19 protein-coding genes are annotated in these 16,477 nt (G+C 67.0%); 6 read left to right on the forward strand and 13 right to left on the reverse strand.

Annotated features, from left to right (window positions below):
• Window positions 1-128: 128 nt before the first annotated feature.
• Window positions 129-1,109, reverse strand: a complete 981-nt coding sequence (locus A5775_RS20085; protein WP_067256241.1) for a 2-hydroxyacid dehydrogenase — start codon at window positions 1,107-1,109, stop codon at window positions 129-131.
• An 85-nt stretch (window positions 1,110-1,194) separates the two neighbouring features.
• On the opposite strand from A5775_RS20085, the gene A5775_RS20090 reads away from it, so the two are divergent.
• Window positions 1,195-2,052, forward strand: a complete 858-nt coding sequence (locus tag A5775_RS20090; protein ID WP_067256243.1) for an LLM class F420-dependent oxidoreductase — start codon at window positions 1,195-1,197, stop codon at window positions 2,050-2,052.
• 16 nt (window positions 2,053-2,068) lie between these two features.
• Here the strand turns inward: A5775_RS20090 and A5775_RS20095 are convergent, their stop codons facing one another.
• Window positions 2,069-3,583 carry a SulP family inorganic anion transporter gene (locus A5775_RS20095; protein WP_067256246.1) on the reverse strand — a complete coding sequence of 505 codons (1,515 nt, stop codon included), beginning with the start codon at window positions 3,581-3,583 and terminating at the stop codon, window positions 2,069-2,071.
• Between the two features lie 312 nt (window positions 3,584-3,895).
• Entirely contained in the window at window positions 3,896-4,318 is a 423-nt protein-coding gene (locus A5775_RS20100; protein ID WP_067256249.1) for a nitroreductase family deazaflavin-dependent oxidoreductase, read from the reverse strand.
• A gap of 160 nt (window positions 4,319-4,478) precedes the next feature.
• On the opposite strand from A5775_RS20100, the gene A5775_RS20105 reads away from it, so the two are divergent.
• Both A5775_RS20105 and A5775_RS20110 read left to right on the forward strand, forming a co-directional pair.
• A complete protein-coding gene (locus A5775_RS20105; protein WP_067256252.1) occupies window positions 4,479-5,378 on the forward strand; it encodes a class I SAM-dependent methyltransferase in 900 nt (299 codons plus the stop codon).
• A 135-nt stretch (window positions 5,379-5,513) separates the two neighbouring features.
• Window positions 5,514-6,200, forward strand: coding sequence for a class I SAM-dependent methyltransferase (locus A5775_RS20110; RefSeq protein WP_067256255.1), 687 nt, complete (start codon window positions 5,514-5,516; stop codon window positions 6,198-6,200).
• 19 nt (window positions 6,201-6,219) lie between these two features.
• On the opposite strand, the gene A5775_RS20115 is transcribed toward A5775_RS20110, so the two are convergent.
• Genes A5775_RS20115 through A5775_RS20125 form a run of 3 tightly spaced genes read right to left on the reverse strand, consistent with a single transcriptional unit; the run spans window position 6,220 to window position 8,737 of the window.
• Window positions 6,220-7,833, reverse strand: a complete 1,614-nt coding sequence (locus A5775_RS20115; protein WP_067256360.1) for a PPE domain-containing protein — start codon at window positions 7,831-7,833, stop codon at window positions 6,220-6,222.
• Between the two features lie 20 nt (window positions 7,834-7,853).
• On the reverse strand, window positions 7,854-8,162 hold the full coding sequence (locus A5775_RS20120) for a PE domain-containing protein (RefSeq protein ID WP_067256362.1): 309 nt from the start codon (window positions 8,160-8,162) through the stop codon (window positions 7,854-7,856).
• A 17-nt stretch (window positions 8,163-8,179) separates the two neighbouring features.
• Window positions 8,180-8,737 (reverse strand): hypothetical protein, encoded by a 558-nt coding sequence (locus tag A5775_RS20125; protein WP_067256257.1) that lies wholly within the window; start codon window positions 8,735-8,737, stop codon window positions 8,180-8,182.
• Window positions 8,738-8,808: 71 nt separating this feature from the next.
• Between A5775_RS20125 and A5775_RS20130 the strand changes: the two genes are divergently transcribed.
• The 3 genes from A5775_RS20130 to A5775_RS25725 all read left to right on the forward strand — a co-directional run bounded on the left by A5775_RS20130 (window position 8,809) and on the right by A5775_RS25725 (window position 10,251).
• A complete protein-coding gene (locus tag A5775_RS20130) occupies window positions 8,809-9,234 on the forward strand; it encodes a hypothetical protein (RefSeq protein ID WP_067256260.1) in 426 nt (141 codons plus the stop codon).
• Entirely contained in the window at window positions 9,231-10,016 is a 786-nt protein-coding gene (locus A5775_RS20135) for a hypothetical protein (protein WP_067256262.1), read from the forward strand. Before A5775_RS20130 ends, A5775_RS20135 begins: the two co-directional genes overlap by 4 nt.
• A 67-nt stretch (window positions 10,017-10,083) precedes the next feature.
• The gene (locus A5775_RS25725) at window positions 10,084-10,251 is read left to right on the forward strand and encodes a hypothetical protein (protein WP_197512754.1); all 168 of its coding nucleotides are present in this window, start codon (window positions 10,084-10,086) and stop codon (window positions 10,249-10,251) included.
• A 47-nt stretch (window positions 10,252-10,298) separates the two neighbouring features.
• Here the strand turns inward: A5775_RS25725 and A5775_RS20140 are convergent, their stop codons facing one another.
• The 7 genes from A5775_RS20140 to A5775_RS20170 all read right to left on the reverse strand — a co-directional run bounded on the left by A5775_RS20140 (window position 10,299) and on the right by A5775_RS20170 (window position 16,475).
• Entirely contained in the window at window positions 10,299-10,667 is a 369-nt protein-coding gene (locus A5775_RS20140; RefSeq protein WP_067256265.1) for a hypothetical protein, read from the reverse strand.
• A gap of 13 nt (window positions 10,668-10,680) precedes the next feature.
• Window positions 10,681-10,905: a hypothetical protein gene (locus tag A5775_RS20145; protein ID WP_067256364.1), complete on the reverse strand. Its 225-nt coding sequence runs from the start codon at window positions 10,903-10,905 to the stop codon at window positions 10,681-10,683.
• A gap of 273 nt (window positions 10,906-11,178) precedes the next feature.
• Window positions 11,179-12,438, reverse strand: coding sequence for a TetR/AcrR family transcriptional regulator (locus A5775_RS20150; RefSeq protein ID WP_067256267.1), 1,260 nt, complete (start codon window positions 12,436-12,438; stop codon window positions 11,179-11,181).
• A gap of 129 nt (window positions 12,439-12,567) precedes the next feature.
• Complete coding sequence (locus tag A5775_RS20155) at window positions 12,568-13,353, reverse strand: mannan-binding family protein (protein ID WP_067256270.1); 786 nt, start codon at window positions 13,351-13,353, stop codon at window positions 12,568-12,570.
• Window positions 13,354-13,365: 12 nt separating this feature from the next.
• Window positions 13,366-13,962, reverse strand: coding sequence for an Mce protein (locus tag A5775_RS20160; protein ID WP_067256272.1), 597 nt, complete (start codon window positions 13,960-13,962; stop codon window positions 13,366-13,368).
• Window positions 13,963-13,995: 33 nt separating this feature from the next.
• On the reverse strand, window positions 13,996-15,246 hold the full coding sequence (locus tag A5775_RS20165) for an MlaD family protein (RefSeq protein WP_067256274.1): 1,251 nt from the start codon (window positions 15,244-15,246) through the stop codon (window positions 13,996-13,998).
• Complete coding sequence (locus A5775_RS20170; protein ID WP_067256277.1) at window positions 15,243-16,475, reverse strand: MlaD family protein; 1,233 nt, start codon at window positions 16,473-16,475, stop codon at window positions 15,243-15,245. Before A5775_RS20170 ends, A5775_RS20165 begins: the two co-directional genes overlap by 4 nt.
• Window positions 16,476-16,477: the final 2 nt, after the last annotated feature.

The following is a 16,477-nucleotide window of genomic DNA, read 5'->3' on the forward strand; positions in this document are numbered from 1 at the left end:
GGCGCGGCTAATGGGCTCATGAAAGCCGCATACCCAGATGCGGTTGCAGCGATAACCTTCTCGCGGTATCGCTTCGGACACAGACAGGTTTCCATCCAGGATCGCCTGGTCACAGCGCCGCGAAGCCGTCAGCCGTGGCGACGCGGTGTCAGTACGGGCGTCACAAGCTCGCCAGTGCCGAGGTAGCTGTCGAGATTGCGGATCGCCAGCAGCGCCATCGCCCGACGGGTCCGGGGCGTGGCGCTGCCGATGTGGGGGAGAAGGACCACGTTGTCCAGGTCACACAGTTCGGGCGGTACCTGCGGTTCGTCTGCGAAGACGTCCAGCCCCGCTCCCGCCAGCCCCCCGCCGACCAGCAGCTCCACCAGCGCGTCCTGATCGACGACGCCGCCCCGGGCGATGTTGATCAAATACCCCTCGGGCCCCAACGCCTGCAGCACGGCGCGGTCGACCAGCTTGTGGGTCCCGTGGTCGCCCGTGGTGGCGACGACCAGCACATCGACCGACTCGGCGAGCTGCACGGGCGACGCGGCGTAACGGTACGGCGACCCGTCGATGCGGCGCCGGTTGTGATAGGCGACGGCGCAATCGAATCCGAGCAGCCTGGCCGCGATCGCCGAACCGATGCGGCCCAGGCCCAGGATGCCGACCTGAAGGCCACTGACGTCCTTAACGTTCCCGGCGTACGGAAACCGACCCTCGCGCGCCCACCGTCCGGCCCGCACATAGCGATCGGCGGCGCCGAAACGGCGCAGCGTCATCAACATCAGGCCCAGCGCCGTATCGGCGACCGTGTCCGACAGTACGTCGGGGGTATTGCTCACACCGATGCCGCGGCGCTTCGCCGCCTCCAGGTCGATCAGGTCCACCCCGGCCCCGTCGTTGACGATGACCTCCAGGTTGGGCAATGCCGCGATGGTGTCGGCGTCGACGCCCGGGGGCCCCCACGTCAGCAGCACCCGCACCTCGGCGGCATGCTCTACCAAGAACCGGGCTCGCGCCGGGCCGTCGGGAAGCTTCGGAATGTCGTAACGCGCCGCCAGCTCGTCTTCGAGCGCCGGCTCCAACTCGCCGACCCGCAGCACGCCGCTCAGCTTCTTGGCCGTCACGACCCCATCATGCTCGAAGCCCGCACCCGGACTTCTCGACGGGCCGCGCGGGAAGCAAACACGACGCGGAGCGGTTGCATCGCGAATGCGCATTGGCGTCGTCATCCCACAAACCGAGCTCGGATCGGACCCCGCCGTCCTGCGCGCGTACGCCCAGCGCGTCGAAGAACTCGGGTTCGCCCACATGCTCGCCTACGACCACGTCGTCGGCGCCGACACGACGGTGCATCAAGGCTTTCAGGGCCCCTACGACATCGACTCGACGTTTCACGAGCCGTTCGTGATGCTCGGCTACCTGGCCGCAATCACCACGCTGGAACTCGTGACCGGCGTCATCATCTTGCCGCAGCGGCAGTCGGTGCTGGTGGCCAAGCAGGCCGCCGAGGTCGACCTGCTCACCGGCGGTCGCTTCCGCCTCGGTGTCGGATTGGGCTGGAACGCCGTGGAGTACGAAGCGCTCGGGGAGACGTTCACCAATCGCGGCAAACGCTCCGAGGAGCAGGTCGAGCTCATGCGCAAGCTCTGGACGCAGCGATCGGTCACCTTCGACGGCAAGTACCACACGGTGACCGGCGCGGGACTGGCCCCGCTGCCCACCCAGCGGCCGATCCCGGTGTGGTTCGGGGCGGCCTCCGACCGCGCCTACGAACGCGCCGGTCGTCTCGGCGACGGCTGGTTTCCCATGGTCGAACCTGGTCCCGGCCTTGACCACGCGCTCGAGCAGGTGAACGGCGCGGCCGAGTCGGCGGGCCGAAACCCGCAGAGCATCGGCATGGAAGCCCGGGTCAGCTGGACCGGCGACCCAGACAAGCTCGCCGCCGACATCGCCGCATGGAAAGCCGCCGGGGCCAGCCATCTGTCGGTGAACACCATGAAGGCCGGCTTGGCGCATGTCGACGACCACCTCGCCGCGTTAGAGCGGGTGGCTGCCGACCTGAAGTAGCGGGCGCGGGCCGGTGTTACGCGCGTCCCTCCGCGGATAGCTGAGCGACCAGGCTCAGGTGCGTGTTGCGGCGATGGGGTTTTGACGGATTGCCCTCGTGCCCAACGGATTCCACTTCGATCGTTTCACGGAGATGGACCTCTCCGCCCGTGGCGGTATGCCGTCGTTGCCAGTCGCTGATCGCCTGGTGCGCGGCGTGGTCGAGATAGTTCGTGAGCAGGTGGAGGGTCACCGACGTGCGTTCGGGGATGGACGCCAGAACCCCGGTCAGCCTCGGCAACGACAGGAACGTGCACGCCCCCTCGACGACGACGTGCCATCCATCATCTACCGGCTTGGCCTCGATCCTGGCGCGCACCACCCGCCATCCGGTCACGACGACGGCCAACGCAAGTCCGATCATGACGCCGTGCAGCAGATTGAGGAAGACGACGCTGACGATGGTGACCAGGTAGACGGCGAGATCGCCATTGCGCAAGGCGGTTTCGATGTGCGCCGGTTTCAACAGCTCGATCCCGATGACGATGAGTAGGCCGGCAAGGGCAGCGGTCGGGATCTTTTCGACCAGTCCGGCGAAGGGCACGGCGAACAGCAGGATCCAGAACCCGTGCATGATCGTCGAGGCCCGTGTTTTCGCGCCGGCGTTCACGTTGGCCGCGCTGCGCACGATGACACCGGCGATGGGCAGCCCGCCGATCGCGCCCGAGGCGATGTTCGCGGCGCCCTGTCCGATCAGTTCGCGGTTGAAGTCGGTTCGCGGTCCGTTGTGCATGCGATCGATCGATACCGCGGTCAGTAGGCTCTGGACGCTGGTGATCAAGGTGACCGTGATGACGGCGATGACGACGGCTCCCCAATTGCCGTGCGGCAGCGACGGCAACTGCAGCGCGTCGAGCACCGAGCCATTCAGGACGATCCGGGACACGTGGAACGGGAACATCACCGAGATGGCCGTGACCACCACGATGGCGACCAGTGGGCCGGGAATGCTGGCCACCCGCGCCGGAACCCAGCGCCAGGCAACGAGAATGGCGATCACCAGCAGCCCCAGCACCAGTCCCGGCCGGTGAGCGCCGAGAATCTGCGCGGGCAGGCCCGTGACATTGCTCCATGCCGAGCTTTGCGACGCGCCGCCCAGCAATACGTGCACTTGCTGCAAGGCAATCGTGATCCCGATGCCGGCCAGCATCGCGTGTACCACGACGGGCGAGATCGCCAAGGCGGCTCGCGCAATACGGCTGAATCCCAACGCGACCTGCAGGATCCCGGCGATGACGGTGATGAAACATGTTACAGCCCAGCCGAACTGATGAATGACGTCGGCGACGACGACGGTGAGCCCGGCGGCGGGCCCACTGACCTGCAGGGGCGACCCACCGATCCAGCCGCCGACGATGCCCCCGACGACCGCCGCTATCAAGCCGGCGAGAACCGGGGCGTCTGACGCCAGTGCGATCCCGAGCGACAACGGCAGCGCCACCAGGAAAACCACCAATGACGCGGGCAGGTCATATTGGGCGGCCTCGCGCATCCGGTCAATCCGGGACGACGCGCACTGCTCCACACCTTGTCGACCTGGCGATTCAGCGTGTTGCAAGGGCCTCTCCTGAATTCGTCAGTGACGGTGGAGTTTTTGGATGTCCATCCGACAACGGCAAGCCGAGAAATGCGTAAAGTCGCGCGGCCCAGGCGATTACGAATGCGGTGAACATCGTTGTCCAGCCAGCCATGCCTGGCCTCTGCGTACGAAAGTAGGTGGGCAGGCAACCGCGGTCAACCGGACGGGCGGGGCGCATATCGAATGCAAATGTTTTCGCGGCCCGTCGGCGGTGGCAAAAAGCACTCATTCCAGAACGAATACGGGGATCTGCCGTGCCGTTTTTGTTTGGTATTCCGCGTAGGGCGGAAACGCTTCGACGGCCCGCTGCCACCACTCGTCGCGCTCGGGTCCCTCGAGTTCGCGAGCCTGCAGCGTGGCAACCTTGTCGCCGTCTTGCAGCGTCACCGCCGGATTCGCCTTGACATTGGCATACCACGCGGGATGCTCGGGGGCGCCCCCGTGGGACGCGACTATGGCGTAGCGGCCGTCGTGCTCGACGCGCATCAGCGGGACGTAGCGCGCTTTGCCGGACTTCGCCCCCGTGATGGTCAGCAAAACGATGGGCCGGTCGAAGACTTCAACTCCGTCGGTGGTGCCGCGACTCAAGATCTGTTCGGTCTGGTCGCGGACCCAGCCCCTGGGACTCAGCTCGATGTTGTCACCCATGCCGACAGTGAACACCCCGGCACTGCTCGCCCCATTCCCGGGGCCACGCCTGCGCACGCCCTCCCGCTCCGACTGTCGCACCCGGCGCGCCCGGGTACAGTTGACTCGTCGCTTATATAAGCTAACTAATCACGCGCATAGTCGCCGAGGGGAGATTGGCGTGACCCGCAGCGAGAACGACACATGGGATCTGGCGTCCAGCGTCGGAGCCACCGCGACGGCGGTCGCCGCACAGCGTGCGATCGCCTCCCAGGGTCCCGACGCCCTGCTGAATGACCCGTGGGCCGACCCGCTCGTCCGCGCCGTGGGCATCGAGACCTTCATCAAGCTCCTCGACAGCCAGATCGACCGCAGCGACGATCCGCTACTGAGCCGCCAGGCCGTGAGGGAGCAAATCACGGTGCGCACCCGGTTCTTCGACGATTTCTTTATGCACGCGACCGGCTCGGGCATCCGGCAGGCGGTCATCCTGGCTTCCGGATTGGACACCCGGGCCTACCGGCTGCGCTGGCCGGCGGACACGATCGTCTACGAGATCGACCAACCCGAGGTCATCGAGTTCAAGACGCGCACGCTGGCTGGCCTGGGTGCCACGCCCGGCGCACAGCGCCGCACGGTCCCAATCGATCTGCGCGACGATTGGCCGGCGGCCCTCGAGGCGGCCGGATTCGACGCTGCGCGGCCGACCGCCTGGAGCGCCGAGGGGTTGCTCGTTTACTTGCCGCCCGAGGCGCAAGACCGGCTGTTCGACAACATCGCCGCCGTGTCCGCGACCGGCAGCCGGATCGCCACGGAGCACCTGGACCTGCGCAAGATTCCGTCGGATTGGGCGCAGAAGCTGACCGAACGGTCTCGGCGCATCGGCTCCAGCATCAATCTGGCCGATCTGTTCTACACCGGCGAGCGCAACACGGCGGCCGAGTACCTGGGTGCACGCGGTTGGCAGATCGACATACAAACCACCGAGCAGGCCTTCGCCGCTCAGGGGTTCGGAGTGCCCAACGACGAGCTGGCGTCGTTGGGCGATGCCTCGGGCTACCTGACCGCCACATTGACGTAGCGGCGACCAGAGAGGCCCCGCCGTCGGGGATTGCCGGCGTACCAGCCTATTTCAGCGGGATCGCGCATTGCGGTGGTCGCCGACCTATATATCAACCTACTTGACATATATCAGGGTGCTTGATACAACGGTGTCATGACCCAACCAACTCACGAGATGTTCGAAGCCGCCTACCGGGGCGAGGCCCCCGAGATGGGCGAGGGCAACCGGCCACCGTGGAGCATCGGTGAGCCGCAGCCGGAGATCGCGGCCCTCATCGATGCCGGCAAGTTCCACGGTGACGTGCTCGATGCCGGTTGCGGCGAGGCCGCGGTGTCGCTGTACCTGGCCGAACGCGGTTTCGCCACGGTGGGCCTGGACCAGTCGCCCACTGCCATCGAGCTGGCGCGCGAGAAGGCCGCCAGGCGCGGCCTGACCGACGCCACCTTCGATGTCGCCGACATCAGCGCCTTCACCGGATACGACGGCCGCTTCGGCACCATCGTCGACAGCACCCTTTTCCACTCGATGCCCGTGGAGCTGCGCGACGGCTATCAGCAATCGATCGTTCGTGCCGCCGCGCCGGGGGCCTCGTACTTTGTGCTCGTCTTCGATCGCGCCGCGATGCCGGCCGATGGCCCGGTCAATGCGGTCACCGAGGACGAGCTGCGCGACGCGGTCTCGAAGTACTGGGTGATCGACGAGATCCGGCCGGCACGTATCCACGCCAACGTGCCCGACAGCTTTCTGACGGGGTTTGAGGCCTTCGCCGCCGACATCCGCGACGAGGGCAACGGCCGTAAATCGGTAGGAGCCTGGTTACTGTCCGCGCACCTCGGTTAGCGACGCCCCGGGGAGCGGCCTACTGACCGTCCCAGCTCTCCGGCAGCATCGGCGCCCGGGGGGCCTCGCCGGACTCGTTGCCGGCCAACGTGATCAGGCCCGCGGCATGCACGTCGGGCTTGGGCAGCGTTCCGGTGAAGCCCTCTATCGAGCCACCGGATGCCGAGGCCAGTACCCGATCGGGCGCGGAAGCAGTGGCCCCGCCGGAATCGGCGTCGGCGTCGATGAATTCGTAGCGGTACCCGGGATCGATGACCGACCGCGGGCGGCGCCGTGACCGCCCCTGTTCCCGCTCCGCGACCGACGCCCGCGCCACTGCCGCGGCGCTCTGCGCGGCCGGCAGTTCGGTCCTGGCCCGGGTCTGCGCCTTCGATCCCATGCCAAGACCGACGCCGCCCACCATGTAGCCGAAGCCCTCGGCACCGGTCACCGGCGCCGGGGGCGTGGGCGGCGCCGCGGGTGGCGCGACGGTGGAGGCGGCGGTCGCCGGGGTCGACACCACCGACGTGGCCGGCGCCGCCGGACTGGTCGGGGCCGTCGGAGCCATCGCCGGCGCGGCCGAGGCCACCGGCGGCTGCATGCCCACCACGGCGGGTTGCGGGGTGTCGACGGGCGCGGGCATGGCCGCGGGCGCGCCCACGCCGGCCAATCCCGCCAAGCCGGCCAGGCCGGCCAGGCCCCCCAGGCTCGTGATGGACAGGGTCAAGGCGACCTGCAGCAGCAGCGGCAGCTCCTGGAGAATGAACCGCAGCGTCCTGATCGTCCAGTTGATGATCCGAAAGGTCTGCCACGCGATGAAATAGTTCATCAGCGCCGGGAACGTGGACGGGTTGAGCAGACCTGAAGCGTTCTGCTGAAGCCACGCCGCGGCCTGGGCGTTGCCGTTGAAGAAGTTCCCCAGGTTCTGCAGATACTCCGACGGGCTCCAGTTTGGCTGGCCCTGACCGGGGATCTTCTCGCCGTCGGGCCCGAAGAGCATCTCCCAGATCTCTTCTGGTGTGGGCAACTCGAACGACCCCTGCCCGCCACCCCCGCCGGTGCCACTTCCGGGTCCGCCGCTGCCACCGCCGCCGGTGCCCCTGCCGGCCCCGGTGCCGGTTCCGCTCCCGGCGCCGGCCCCGCTTCGCTTCCCACTCCCCGACCCGGCGCCGCTGGTCATCTGCACGGCTTCGGTCGTGACCTGATAGGTGGTCATCGTGGTGGCCGCCTGCGTCCACATCCGTGCGTAGTCGGCCTCGTTGAGCGCAATCGGAATCGTGTTGATCCCAAAGAAATTCGTCGCCACCAAGGCCGCGTGCATGGCATGGTTGGCGGCCAGCTCGGGAAGCGTCGGCATCGCGGCCAGTGCGGCCGTGTACGCGGTGGCCACCCCTTGATGCTGGGCGGCCGCTTCAGCGCTCAGCGTGCCGGCGAGCTCCAGCCAGGCCAGATACGGCATGTGCGCGGCGACGTACGTTTCGGCGGTCGGGCCGTCCCACACTCCGGCCGATCCGGTCAGCACCGCCGTCAATTCCGTTGCCGCCGATTGGTATTGGGCGCTCAAAGACGCCCAGGTTCCCGCGGCCGCGAGTAACGGGCCCGGCCCCGGACCGCTGCTCAGCAACGTCGAATGCACCTCTGGCGGCAGCGCCATGAACACCGGAGCGGTCACCGTCAGCCGCCCGCTACCAGATAGGTCGCCGCGTCCGCGACATCCTCGGCGGCGTACCCGACGCCGGCCACGCTGACGCCCAACCCGGCCCGGCCCAGCACCTCGACGCCTTTGGCCGCCGCGGCCGTATGCTGGCTGCCCCTACCGCTGAAAACGGCGGCTGCCGCCAGCGATACCGGATCGACGGCCGGGGGAACCACAACCGATACCACCGGGGCTGCGGCCGCCTGCGCGGCCGCGAGCTGGGCGGTGATCGCCTCCACCGCCGCGCTTGTCGCGGCCAGGCCCTCGGGAAGAACTCGTAGCGTCACAGCGGCCACTCCTCAAATCAGTTTTGCCCAACTAACGTGCCGGTTGCCGGGGGCAGGTAACCCACACAAAGCGCCACCAGCCAGGCGAGCAGACCGGCTGCGAATCCGAAAACCAAATGCCAGCCGGCCTTCTCGAGCAGCCCACTCGACACCCAGGTCGACAGGTGACCGCCGGCGTGCGGTCCGAACACCGAAGTGGCCAGTGCGACAAGATGAATCGGTGCGGCGGCCACCGACAACAACCACCGCCGCCGCCGCACCACCGGCAGGGAGGCGGCGGCATACAGCAACGCCGCGGCGGCCACATAACGACTACTCCACAGGGGATCGGTCCACCCATGCATCGGCAACGCCGCGATCGACGAGGCCGCCCCGACCGCCAGCACCGTCTCGCGCCGGGCCGTCACCAGCGCCACCGCCACCAGCAGGGTCAACCAAACCAACCCACGGTGTCCGGGCAGGCCCAGCGGGATCCGGATATCGGTGGAGGCGACGATCGTAGCGCCCGCGAGCAGGGGGAACACCGCCTCGCGGGCGGCCACCAAGCCGGCCGCCGGACGTTGCATCACGGTCATCCGGAAAGCATAAATTGCCGGCACCTACCCTGCTCCTCATTTGCGGCGTATTCACAGGATAGGATCCGAAAATGCGCAGCTACACGCGCCCCCTTCGGGCAGTCGCGGCCCTAGCCATCAGCGCTGGGGTCGCCGCATGCGGGGCCTCCGGGAGCGACAATCCACTCGTCGTGCAGGACAGTCACCGGGTCCTCGAGCGGTTCACCATCGCGCAGCTGCAGCAGCTCCCCCAGGTGGAGATCGCCACACCGCAATCGCACGGCGCACAGGCCCAGAAGGGGCCCAGCGTGCGATCGATTCTGAATGCTGCAGGCGCGGCCGGAGCCACCAGGGTTCGGGTGGAAGGGCGGGACCCGGCCCAGACGCTGATCGCGGCCGCGCTCGACGATCAGACCATCCTCAGCTTCACCAAACGCAAGACGCTCAAGCTCACGGGCGCGAAACTCAGCCGCGATCAATGGGTCCGCGATGTCACCGCCCTGGTGGTCAACCCATGACCGACGCGTGCGCGCTCGCCGGTGTGGACCTGCTCATCGGCATCGACGACACCGACAACCCGTATACGCCTGGCACCGGCCGGCGCGCCCGGGCCCTGCTTCACGAGCTGGCCGATGCGGGCCTCGGCTCATCCGCGGGCGCCACTCGTCACCAGCTGCTCGTCGACGACCGGATCCCCTATACGTCCCACAATTCGAGCGCATGCCTGGCCTGGCGCAGCGCCGGCGGCGACCCGCACGCGGTGCGGGCCGGGATCATCCAACTCGGCGGGCGGTTCTTGGAACGGGTCTGCCCGCCCGATGCCGACCCGGGGCTCGCCGTCGTCGCTCCGGGCGAACTCGCCGACGCCGCGGTGCTTATTGAGTTCGGTCGCCGCGCCAAACGAGAGGTCTTGCACCCCAGCGAAGCTCGCGAACTTGCCAAGGCGATCGGGGTGCATCTGTCGGGACACGGCGGAACCCGGGAAGGAATGACCGGCGCACTGGCGGCGGTCGGCCTGCACCTTTCCGGCAACGACGGGCTGTTCATCACCCTGCCCGGCATCCGCAAGCTGCCCCACCATGCCACCATCGACACCGTTCGCACGCTGACCCCGATCGACGTCGCCCGCGACGCCCTGCATCGCCAACCGACGCCCGGTGAGGTGATCGAACTGGGCGACTGGGTGCGCCCGGTGCTGCTCGACGGGCTGGCCGTCTTGCTTCTCGAGCCGCCGCGTCACCAAGACGACGGGGGCAGAACCTGGCGAACGGCACCCCGCGCCGTGGTCAAACAGTATTGAGTGTTTCGGCGCACGCGATTCGGGAGACCCTGACTGGAGCCATTGCCGACGTTCAGAGGAGATCCCGGTGGATCAGCAAGGCAACATCGACCCGCCCGCTGCGCCCGCGGACGCCCGGAAGACAACCGAAGAACAGCGGAAGCGGCAGGAACAGCTCGAGCACCAGAACGAAGACCTCAATGCCCCGGGTTTGCACCAGTCACGGCACGACACCCCCGACGAGAGCACGCGATAGCGACGACTGTTCATTCCCAACGGTTTTCGTCCTATCGCGGCAGTCCGTCAGCCGTCGTTGTGCTCGGTGCGGGCTCGGCGATCGTGGGCGAGTGCCGCGGCCGCCGCCCAGGTCAGCGTCAACCCTCCGAGGGCCGCGGCGGGGATGGCCCACACGCGCCGGGCCATCAGCGCGCTATTGCATTGGCCCACGTAGTTGCCGCCGGCCGGGTGCGACGCGCCGGGGTTTGCCCGGTGGCTCGGCTTCTTCTCGGCGTCGGATGCTTGGGTCAGATCAGTGGTAAAGCCGCTGCCGCATTTGACTTGCCAGCCGAACTGGTCGTAGGCCTCGATGAAAACCGGGAATCGCAATGCTAAGAGCCCGCCGGCCAAGAACACCACCGCCGCGAAGACAACGAGCGGTCCGCGGTTGACCATGCGCCTGAGCCCCCTAGGTCATGCAAACGTTCGCGAACAGCAGCACCGGCCAGGACACGATCGAGCCGAGGAACGACACCACCAGATCGACGCCGTGCATTTCGTGCAGATGCGCTGTATGGGTGCTCGACCAGATCACCCCGACGATCAGGTACGGCGTCCCCAGCAGGATGCCCAGCCCAAGCAGTTCGGCGATGGTCAACTGATACTCGAGGAGCTGACGGATCCTGCTGAGCATGAGCATCCCTTTCGCGCGGGCGCTGTCGGAGTCGCGGCCGGCCCACACCAACAGGTGAGGACCACCACATTCCGGCGCGCGGACTAGACGCTAGATATGTTAATTCCCATTCGGACGATTTGGTAGTGCATCGGGCCGATAGGCAACGATTAGCACCGGGTGACTTTCGCGGAGATATGCTGCCGGAACGGCACGTTCAACCTCCAGGGGACCGTTGATCCTGGCAGTGACGGCGCCGCAAGTGCAGGGCCGTTCTCTGGCTTGAATGATATTTCAGCGACGTCGTCGGTTGTCGCCAACCGCGTCGGGGGACGCGGCCGGCCGTCCCAGCACCGTCACCTCCATCAAGCGACGAACCGTGAGGGTGGCCGACTGACTGGTGTCGGGGTACACGAGTCGCCCGATGTCCACCGCAAGCGCGAACGCGGCGTGCACGGCGTAGCGCGCGCGGCCAAGGGTGAGTTCCGGTCTTGCCGCTACGGCGAGCTTGGCCCAGGATTCCACGGTGGAGCGCTGAATGTTGTAGAGCAGCACGGCGTCTGTGTTGGGCAGGTTGTGACGCTCGGTGTAGTACACACACGCGAGTTCGGGGTTGGCCAACGACCGGGTCACGTAGGCGTCGATGAGCCGCGCGAGCGCCTGCTCGGGATCGTCGCTGGTGGCCAGGATGCTGGACAGGTCACCGGAGAGTTGGTCGGCGGCTCGCCGGTAGTAGACCGCCAAGATGGCGGCCTTGCCCGGGAAGTACTGGTAGATGCTGGCAACCGGGATGCCCACCGCGGCGGCGATGTCTTCCATGCCGGTCTCGCGGTAGCCGCGTTCGTTGAACAGGCGCATCGACTCGTGGAGCAGCAGCTCGTAGCTGCCGGCGGCGCTGGTCAGCGTCGACGTCCGCAACGGTTGGGATCCGCGGCCGCGCGGCGCCGGCAACTCGGCCTGCAACACCGCGGTCGCGACATCGTTGAGCGCGGCCCGAATCTCCGCGTTACCGAGGCGGGATCGATGGTCGGTGATACTGCCGATGACACTCAGTGTGGCCGCCGACAACAACCAGCGTTGCCGCGAGGTCAGTTTCGGCCGCAACCTCATCAGCGGACGCTGCAGGCGCCGGTTGATCAGCTTGATCTGTTCGGCCAGAGCGCGCTGATCGTCGCCGCGCAGGTAGCGACCCTCCCACCGATACAGTCCACCGGCGGTGCGATTGACGATCGTGCTGTCGATCAACGCACCGGTGAGGGCGCTGAGTTGCTCCTCGGGGTCGCCATCGGCGGGCAAAGCGTCTGCGAACGCCGTGGCGTCGACCAGCTGCTGCCCCAGCGCCAAGAAGACGTCGCGGAACAGGTCGTATTTGCCCTGCGAATGCCGGTACAAGGCGGCGGCGGAGATTCCGACCCGCGCCGCGATGTTTTCCATGCTGACCGCGTGGTAGCCCAACTCGCTGAAGGCATCGGTCGCGGCGCGGGCGATCTGGATCTTGCGGTCCTTCGGGCGCCGCTTCACTTGATCTGCGGACGAGCGGCTAGCCGACGGCATACAGATCACCGTAGCCGCAGTAACGGCGGACCGGGCGATCGGTAGACGACCGGTTTTGCGATGGCGGCGGGCTGCTGAGGGGCGGCCGGGCGCAGGGTCGTACCCGAGGTCATTGGACGTCCAACCCCGTTACGCCCCGCCGAATTCCGGGCGCAGCACCGAGCTGAGCGCGCTGAGCGGGATATGCGGCTGGGCGGTGCCTCCGTCCATAAACCATTGCTGGGACTGCCCGTACTGGATCGGGGAGTCGTGCCCGACCGGGTAATCCGGCATGTAGAGAATCAGTTCGTCGGGTGTGAGAGCCCACGCCTTGTAGCCCCCGGAGAACACCTTGTCCGGAGTCCAGCGGTCGACGGTAAAGGGATATGTCCCAGGGGAGTGCTGCCACGCGGCGCGGTCGAGCGCCTCTTGAATGAAGGGTTCGGCCAACGGCGGGATGGCGGCCAGCGGGTCGACACCGGGTTTGGTGATGTCACCCAGCTGCAACCGGCGGCCGCCCGCCATGTCGAAGGTGAAGGTGCGATAGGCGTTGTTGAATGACGGTCCGTCGGCGTGGTAGTCCTCGTTGAAGGCCACGCTCAGTGCCCGCCCGTGGGGGAAAACCTGGAAGTTTTCCTCGCCCCAACTGTCTTGGACCATCGAGGCGCCCTTCGTGCGCCAGTTGTTCATCAGGTTGTGCAGGTATTCGCGGATCGCGGGGCCGCTGGTGGGGTTTTCGACCAGGTCACCGGGCAGAGCCATCTTGATGTCGCGCACGGCTTTTCGCTCGGATGTCACCGAGGTGTGGCAGTACTGCCCGTCCAAGTCGCCCGCGAGGTCGCCGCAAAAAGACTGCACCGACGCCGACGCCGACGGTGCGCTGAGCACCGCGGCCGTCACCGCCGCCACCGTGACCGAGAGCCGGATAATCCGCATGACCGAAATGCCTTAGGGTAGTTCGACTTTGCTAGCCAGCCAGCGGCTACCGACATTGTCCATTGTGATCTTCATGCGACTCCGGTCGACGCGGCCGTCGGGACGCACCGCGTTGCTGACCGTCTGGTCGACCATCAACAACACCACCACCCTGGTTTTGCTTTGGGATTCGATCGCGGAGTCGACCACGGTGCCGTGCGCGGTGGCCTTGTTGTCGACCAGCAATTGCCGAAGCTGCACGCTGGCCTTGGTGTACGTATCTTTGAATTCCCCTGTGGCCCCGCCGAGTACGGCGGCAAAGTTCTGGTCGACCTGGTTGGAATCGATGCTGGTCAGCACCTGGGCATAATCGATCGCGGTTCGCTGGGCCGCCTGCCCGGCCCGGCTCACCGTGTGCTCATCCCACAGCTTCCAGCCCAGCCCGCCCGCCAGGCCGAACGCACACACGTAAATCGCGACCACCAGCGCGATGCGGTTGTAACGTTTCCACTGCCGCGCCGTGGCTTTCGGCTTCTGTTCGTCGGTGTCCGACGCGTCTTCACGGTCATCGGCGGGTGGCTTCTCGACGTCCTCGTTGGCGTCGCACTCTTTGTCGGCGGTCACGGTCACGGTGCCTCCTTGCGGTCCGGGATGTCGGTGGGTTCAGTGAGGTGGCTCGATCGGCAGTACCGGTCCGCCGTAGGGCGTCGGAATGGTGAACCGCCCCTTAGGTGTTGGGTCGGCGGTTTGGCCGAGGTCGGCGCCGGCGGGAGGCCCCGCCGTGTCGTCGCCGCCCGGACGCGGCGCATTCTTCGCACCGCGGATCAACACCTGGGGGTCGTCGTCGCGGCAGTAGGTGTACAGGAACGGTTCGGGATAGTCCGCCGACGACGACGGCCGCCGCGGCGTGCCGTAGTCACAGGTGTAGCGCGGGTAGATGTCGGCGGTCGCCCACAACCCGTGCTCGTGCATGGTGGTCATCAGGGCCTCGAGCGTGGACCCACGATAGTTCGGAAAGACCGCGTTCAAAGCCGGAACCCGGACATAGATGATCCGAGCGGTGGTCACAAGGTTGGCCAGCAGGCCGACCATGGTGTCGGAGTTGTCGTCGAACAGGTTATCCACCGAAGACATCGCGTGCGGCGTCTGGTCGACGAATGTGCGGTAGCCGCGGTCCATCTTGTTCACGCCGGTCATGAGGTCGCCGACATTGCGCGATGCGACCGCGAGCCCGGCATTCTTGTCGGAGAGCGTAGTCAAGACCACGCGGCTGGTCTTGAGCAGGCTGACCGTTTGCGGCAGCACCGGGTCCATTGTCGAGAGCAGGAACGTCGAACCGTCGATGATGTCGGTGAGCTTTTGCGGGCCCTCCTTGCTCAAACTCAGTTCCCGCTTGACGATTTCGAGCTTCTTCGGGTCGGTTTGGGCAAGCATTCCGTCCGCGTCGGCGAGGACCTGGGACAGCGGGATGGGAGTCGTGGTGCGCTGCGGGCCGATCACGCTGCCGTTCGCCAGGAACGGACCGCTGTTGGAGGTGGGCTCGAAATCGATGTACTGCTCGCCCGCGGGCGACAGGCCGGACACCCGCACCGGGCTGGCGGCCGGAATCTTGGTATTCGCGTTGATGTTCGCGAGCACCTCGATCCCCGTCGGCGTGGGCCGCAGCGACTGGATTCGCCCGACCCGGATCCCCCGGACGGACACGTCCTGGTTGGCCAGCAGCCCGCCGGAGTCAGGCAGCCGGATCGTGACCTGATAGGTGGAGTCCAGCGGGTTGACGCGCAGGGCACCGATCGTCAGGTAGGCCAGCCCGACCACGAGCGTGAGGCCCAGGGCGATGCCGGACAGCCACGCCCGTTGCCGGTGCCCGGTCCTGACCGCGCCGACGATGAATCGGGCGATGGCGTCGATCACCGCGGTGGCTCCGGGGTCATGGGATCCGCGGGTGCCTCTCCGCCCGGCGGCTGCGGGAGGGGAGGACCGCTTGGCGTCCACGGACTTTGGCCCATCGGCGTTTGCGGCCCGCGACCCACGACGCGTTCCTGCAGCCGCCACAACACGTACTTGATCGAGCCGATCATGTAGTTCCAGTCGCGGCGCATGGGCCCGTGGAATGCCGGATCCCCCTTGAACCCCCCTGTCTCGGCGCCGGTACCGGGCCGCGATCCCATGACCAGGCGATCGAAGCTTCCACGCACCGAAATCGCATCGCTGGAGGTCGTTTTCACGAAGGGCGGGATCAGCCGGTTCAGCCCGGCAAGACTGGTGTCGGGGCTCAACACGACGTCGTTCCATGCGCCGGCGATGGTGTTGGCGTCCTTGATGACGCTGCGGCCTGTCTTGTCGGTGCCGGCGATGGACGGGAACTTGGAAAGCTGGCGGGTCGTGGCACCGAGTTCGTCGACTACGTCACTGATTTCATCGGCGTTGCCGGACAACACGTTCGTCGCCGGCCCGACCGCCTGCAACACCTCGGTGATCGCTTGGTTCTTCTCATCCAGCCGGTCGGCCAGGCCCGCCGTCTCGGTCACCGCCACGTCGATCTGTTCCGAGCGGGCATTGAGCTTGCCCAGCAACAGATTGGTCCGGTTGATCAGGTCACCGAACGCACGTCCCTGATCGCCGGTTGCCTTGCCTGCGCCGTTGACGATGTTGGTGAAGTTGCGCACCGCACCACCGTTGACGAGCAGCGCGGCCGAACTCAGCACGCTCTCCACGGTGGCGGCGGCGCGGGTGGCCGGCAGCCCGATGGTTTCGCCGCCCCTGAGCAGCGGCGCAGTCGGGTCCATCGGGGTCGGTGGCTTGATGGCGACGAACACATCGCCCAGCGGTGTCGCGGACCGTAGCTCCGCGGTGCTGCCGACGGGGACGCGGACACCGTCCATGATGCGCAGGGTGGTCACCGCGGTGTAGTTGCGCGCAACCATCGATTCGAGTTGTCCGACATCGGCGCCGGCGAGTTTGACCTTCGCGTGGGCGGGCAGATTCAGGGCGTTGGAGAACACCGCGTTGAGCAGATATCCCCCGCCGCCGATTCCCGGCGCCGGCAGCGGCAAGCTGGCCAGCCCGTTGGTGGCGCAGCCCGAACTGACCATGATCGCGCTCAGCGCCACCGCCAATGCCTTGTGTTTGCGCCAGTTCATCG

The organism is Mycobacterium sp. 852002-10029_SCH5224772 (genome assembly GCF_001667315.1).
Taxonomy (GTDB): domain Bacteria; phylum Actinomycetota; class Actinomycetes; order Mycobacteriales; family Mycobacteriaceae; genus Mycobacterium.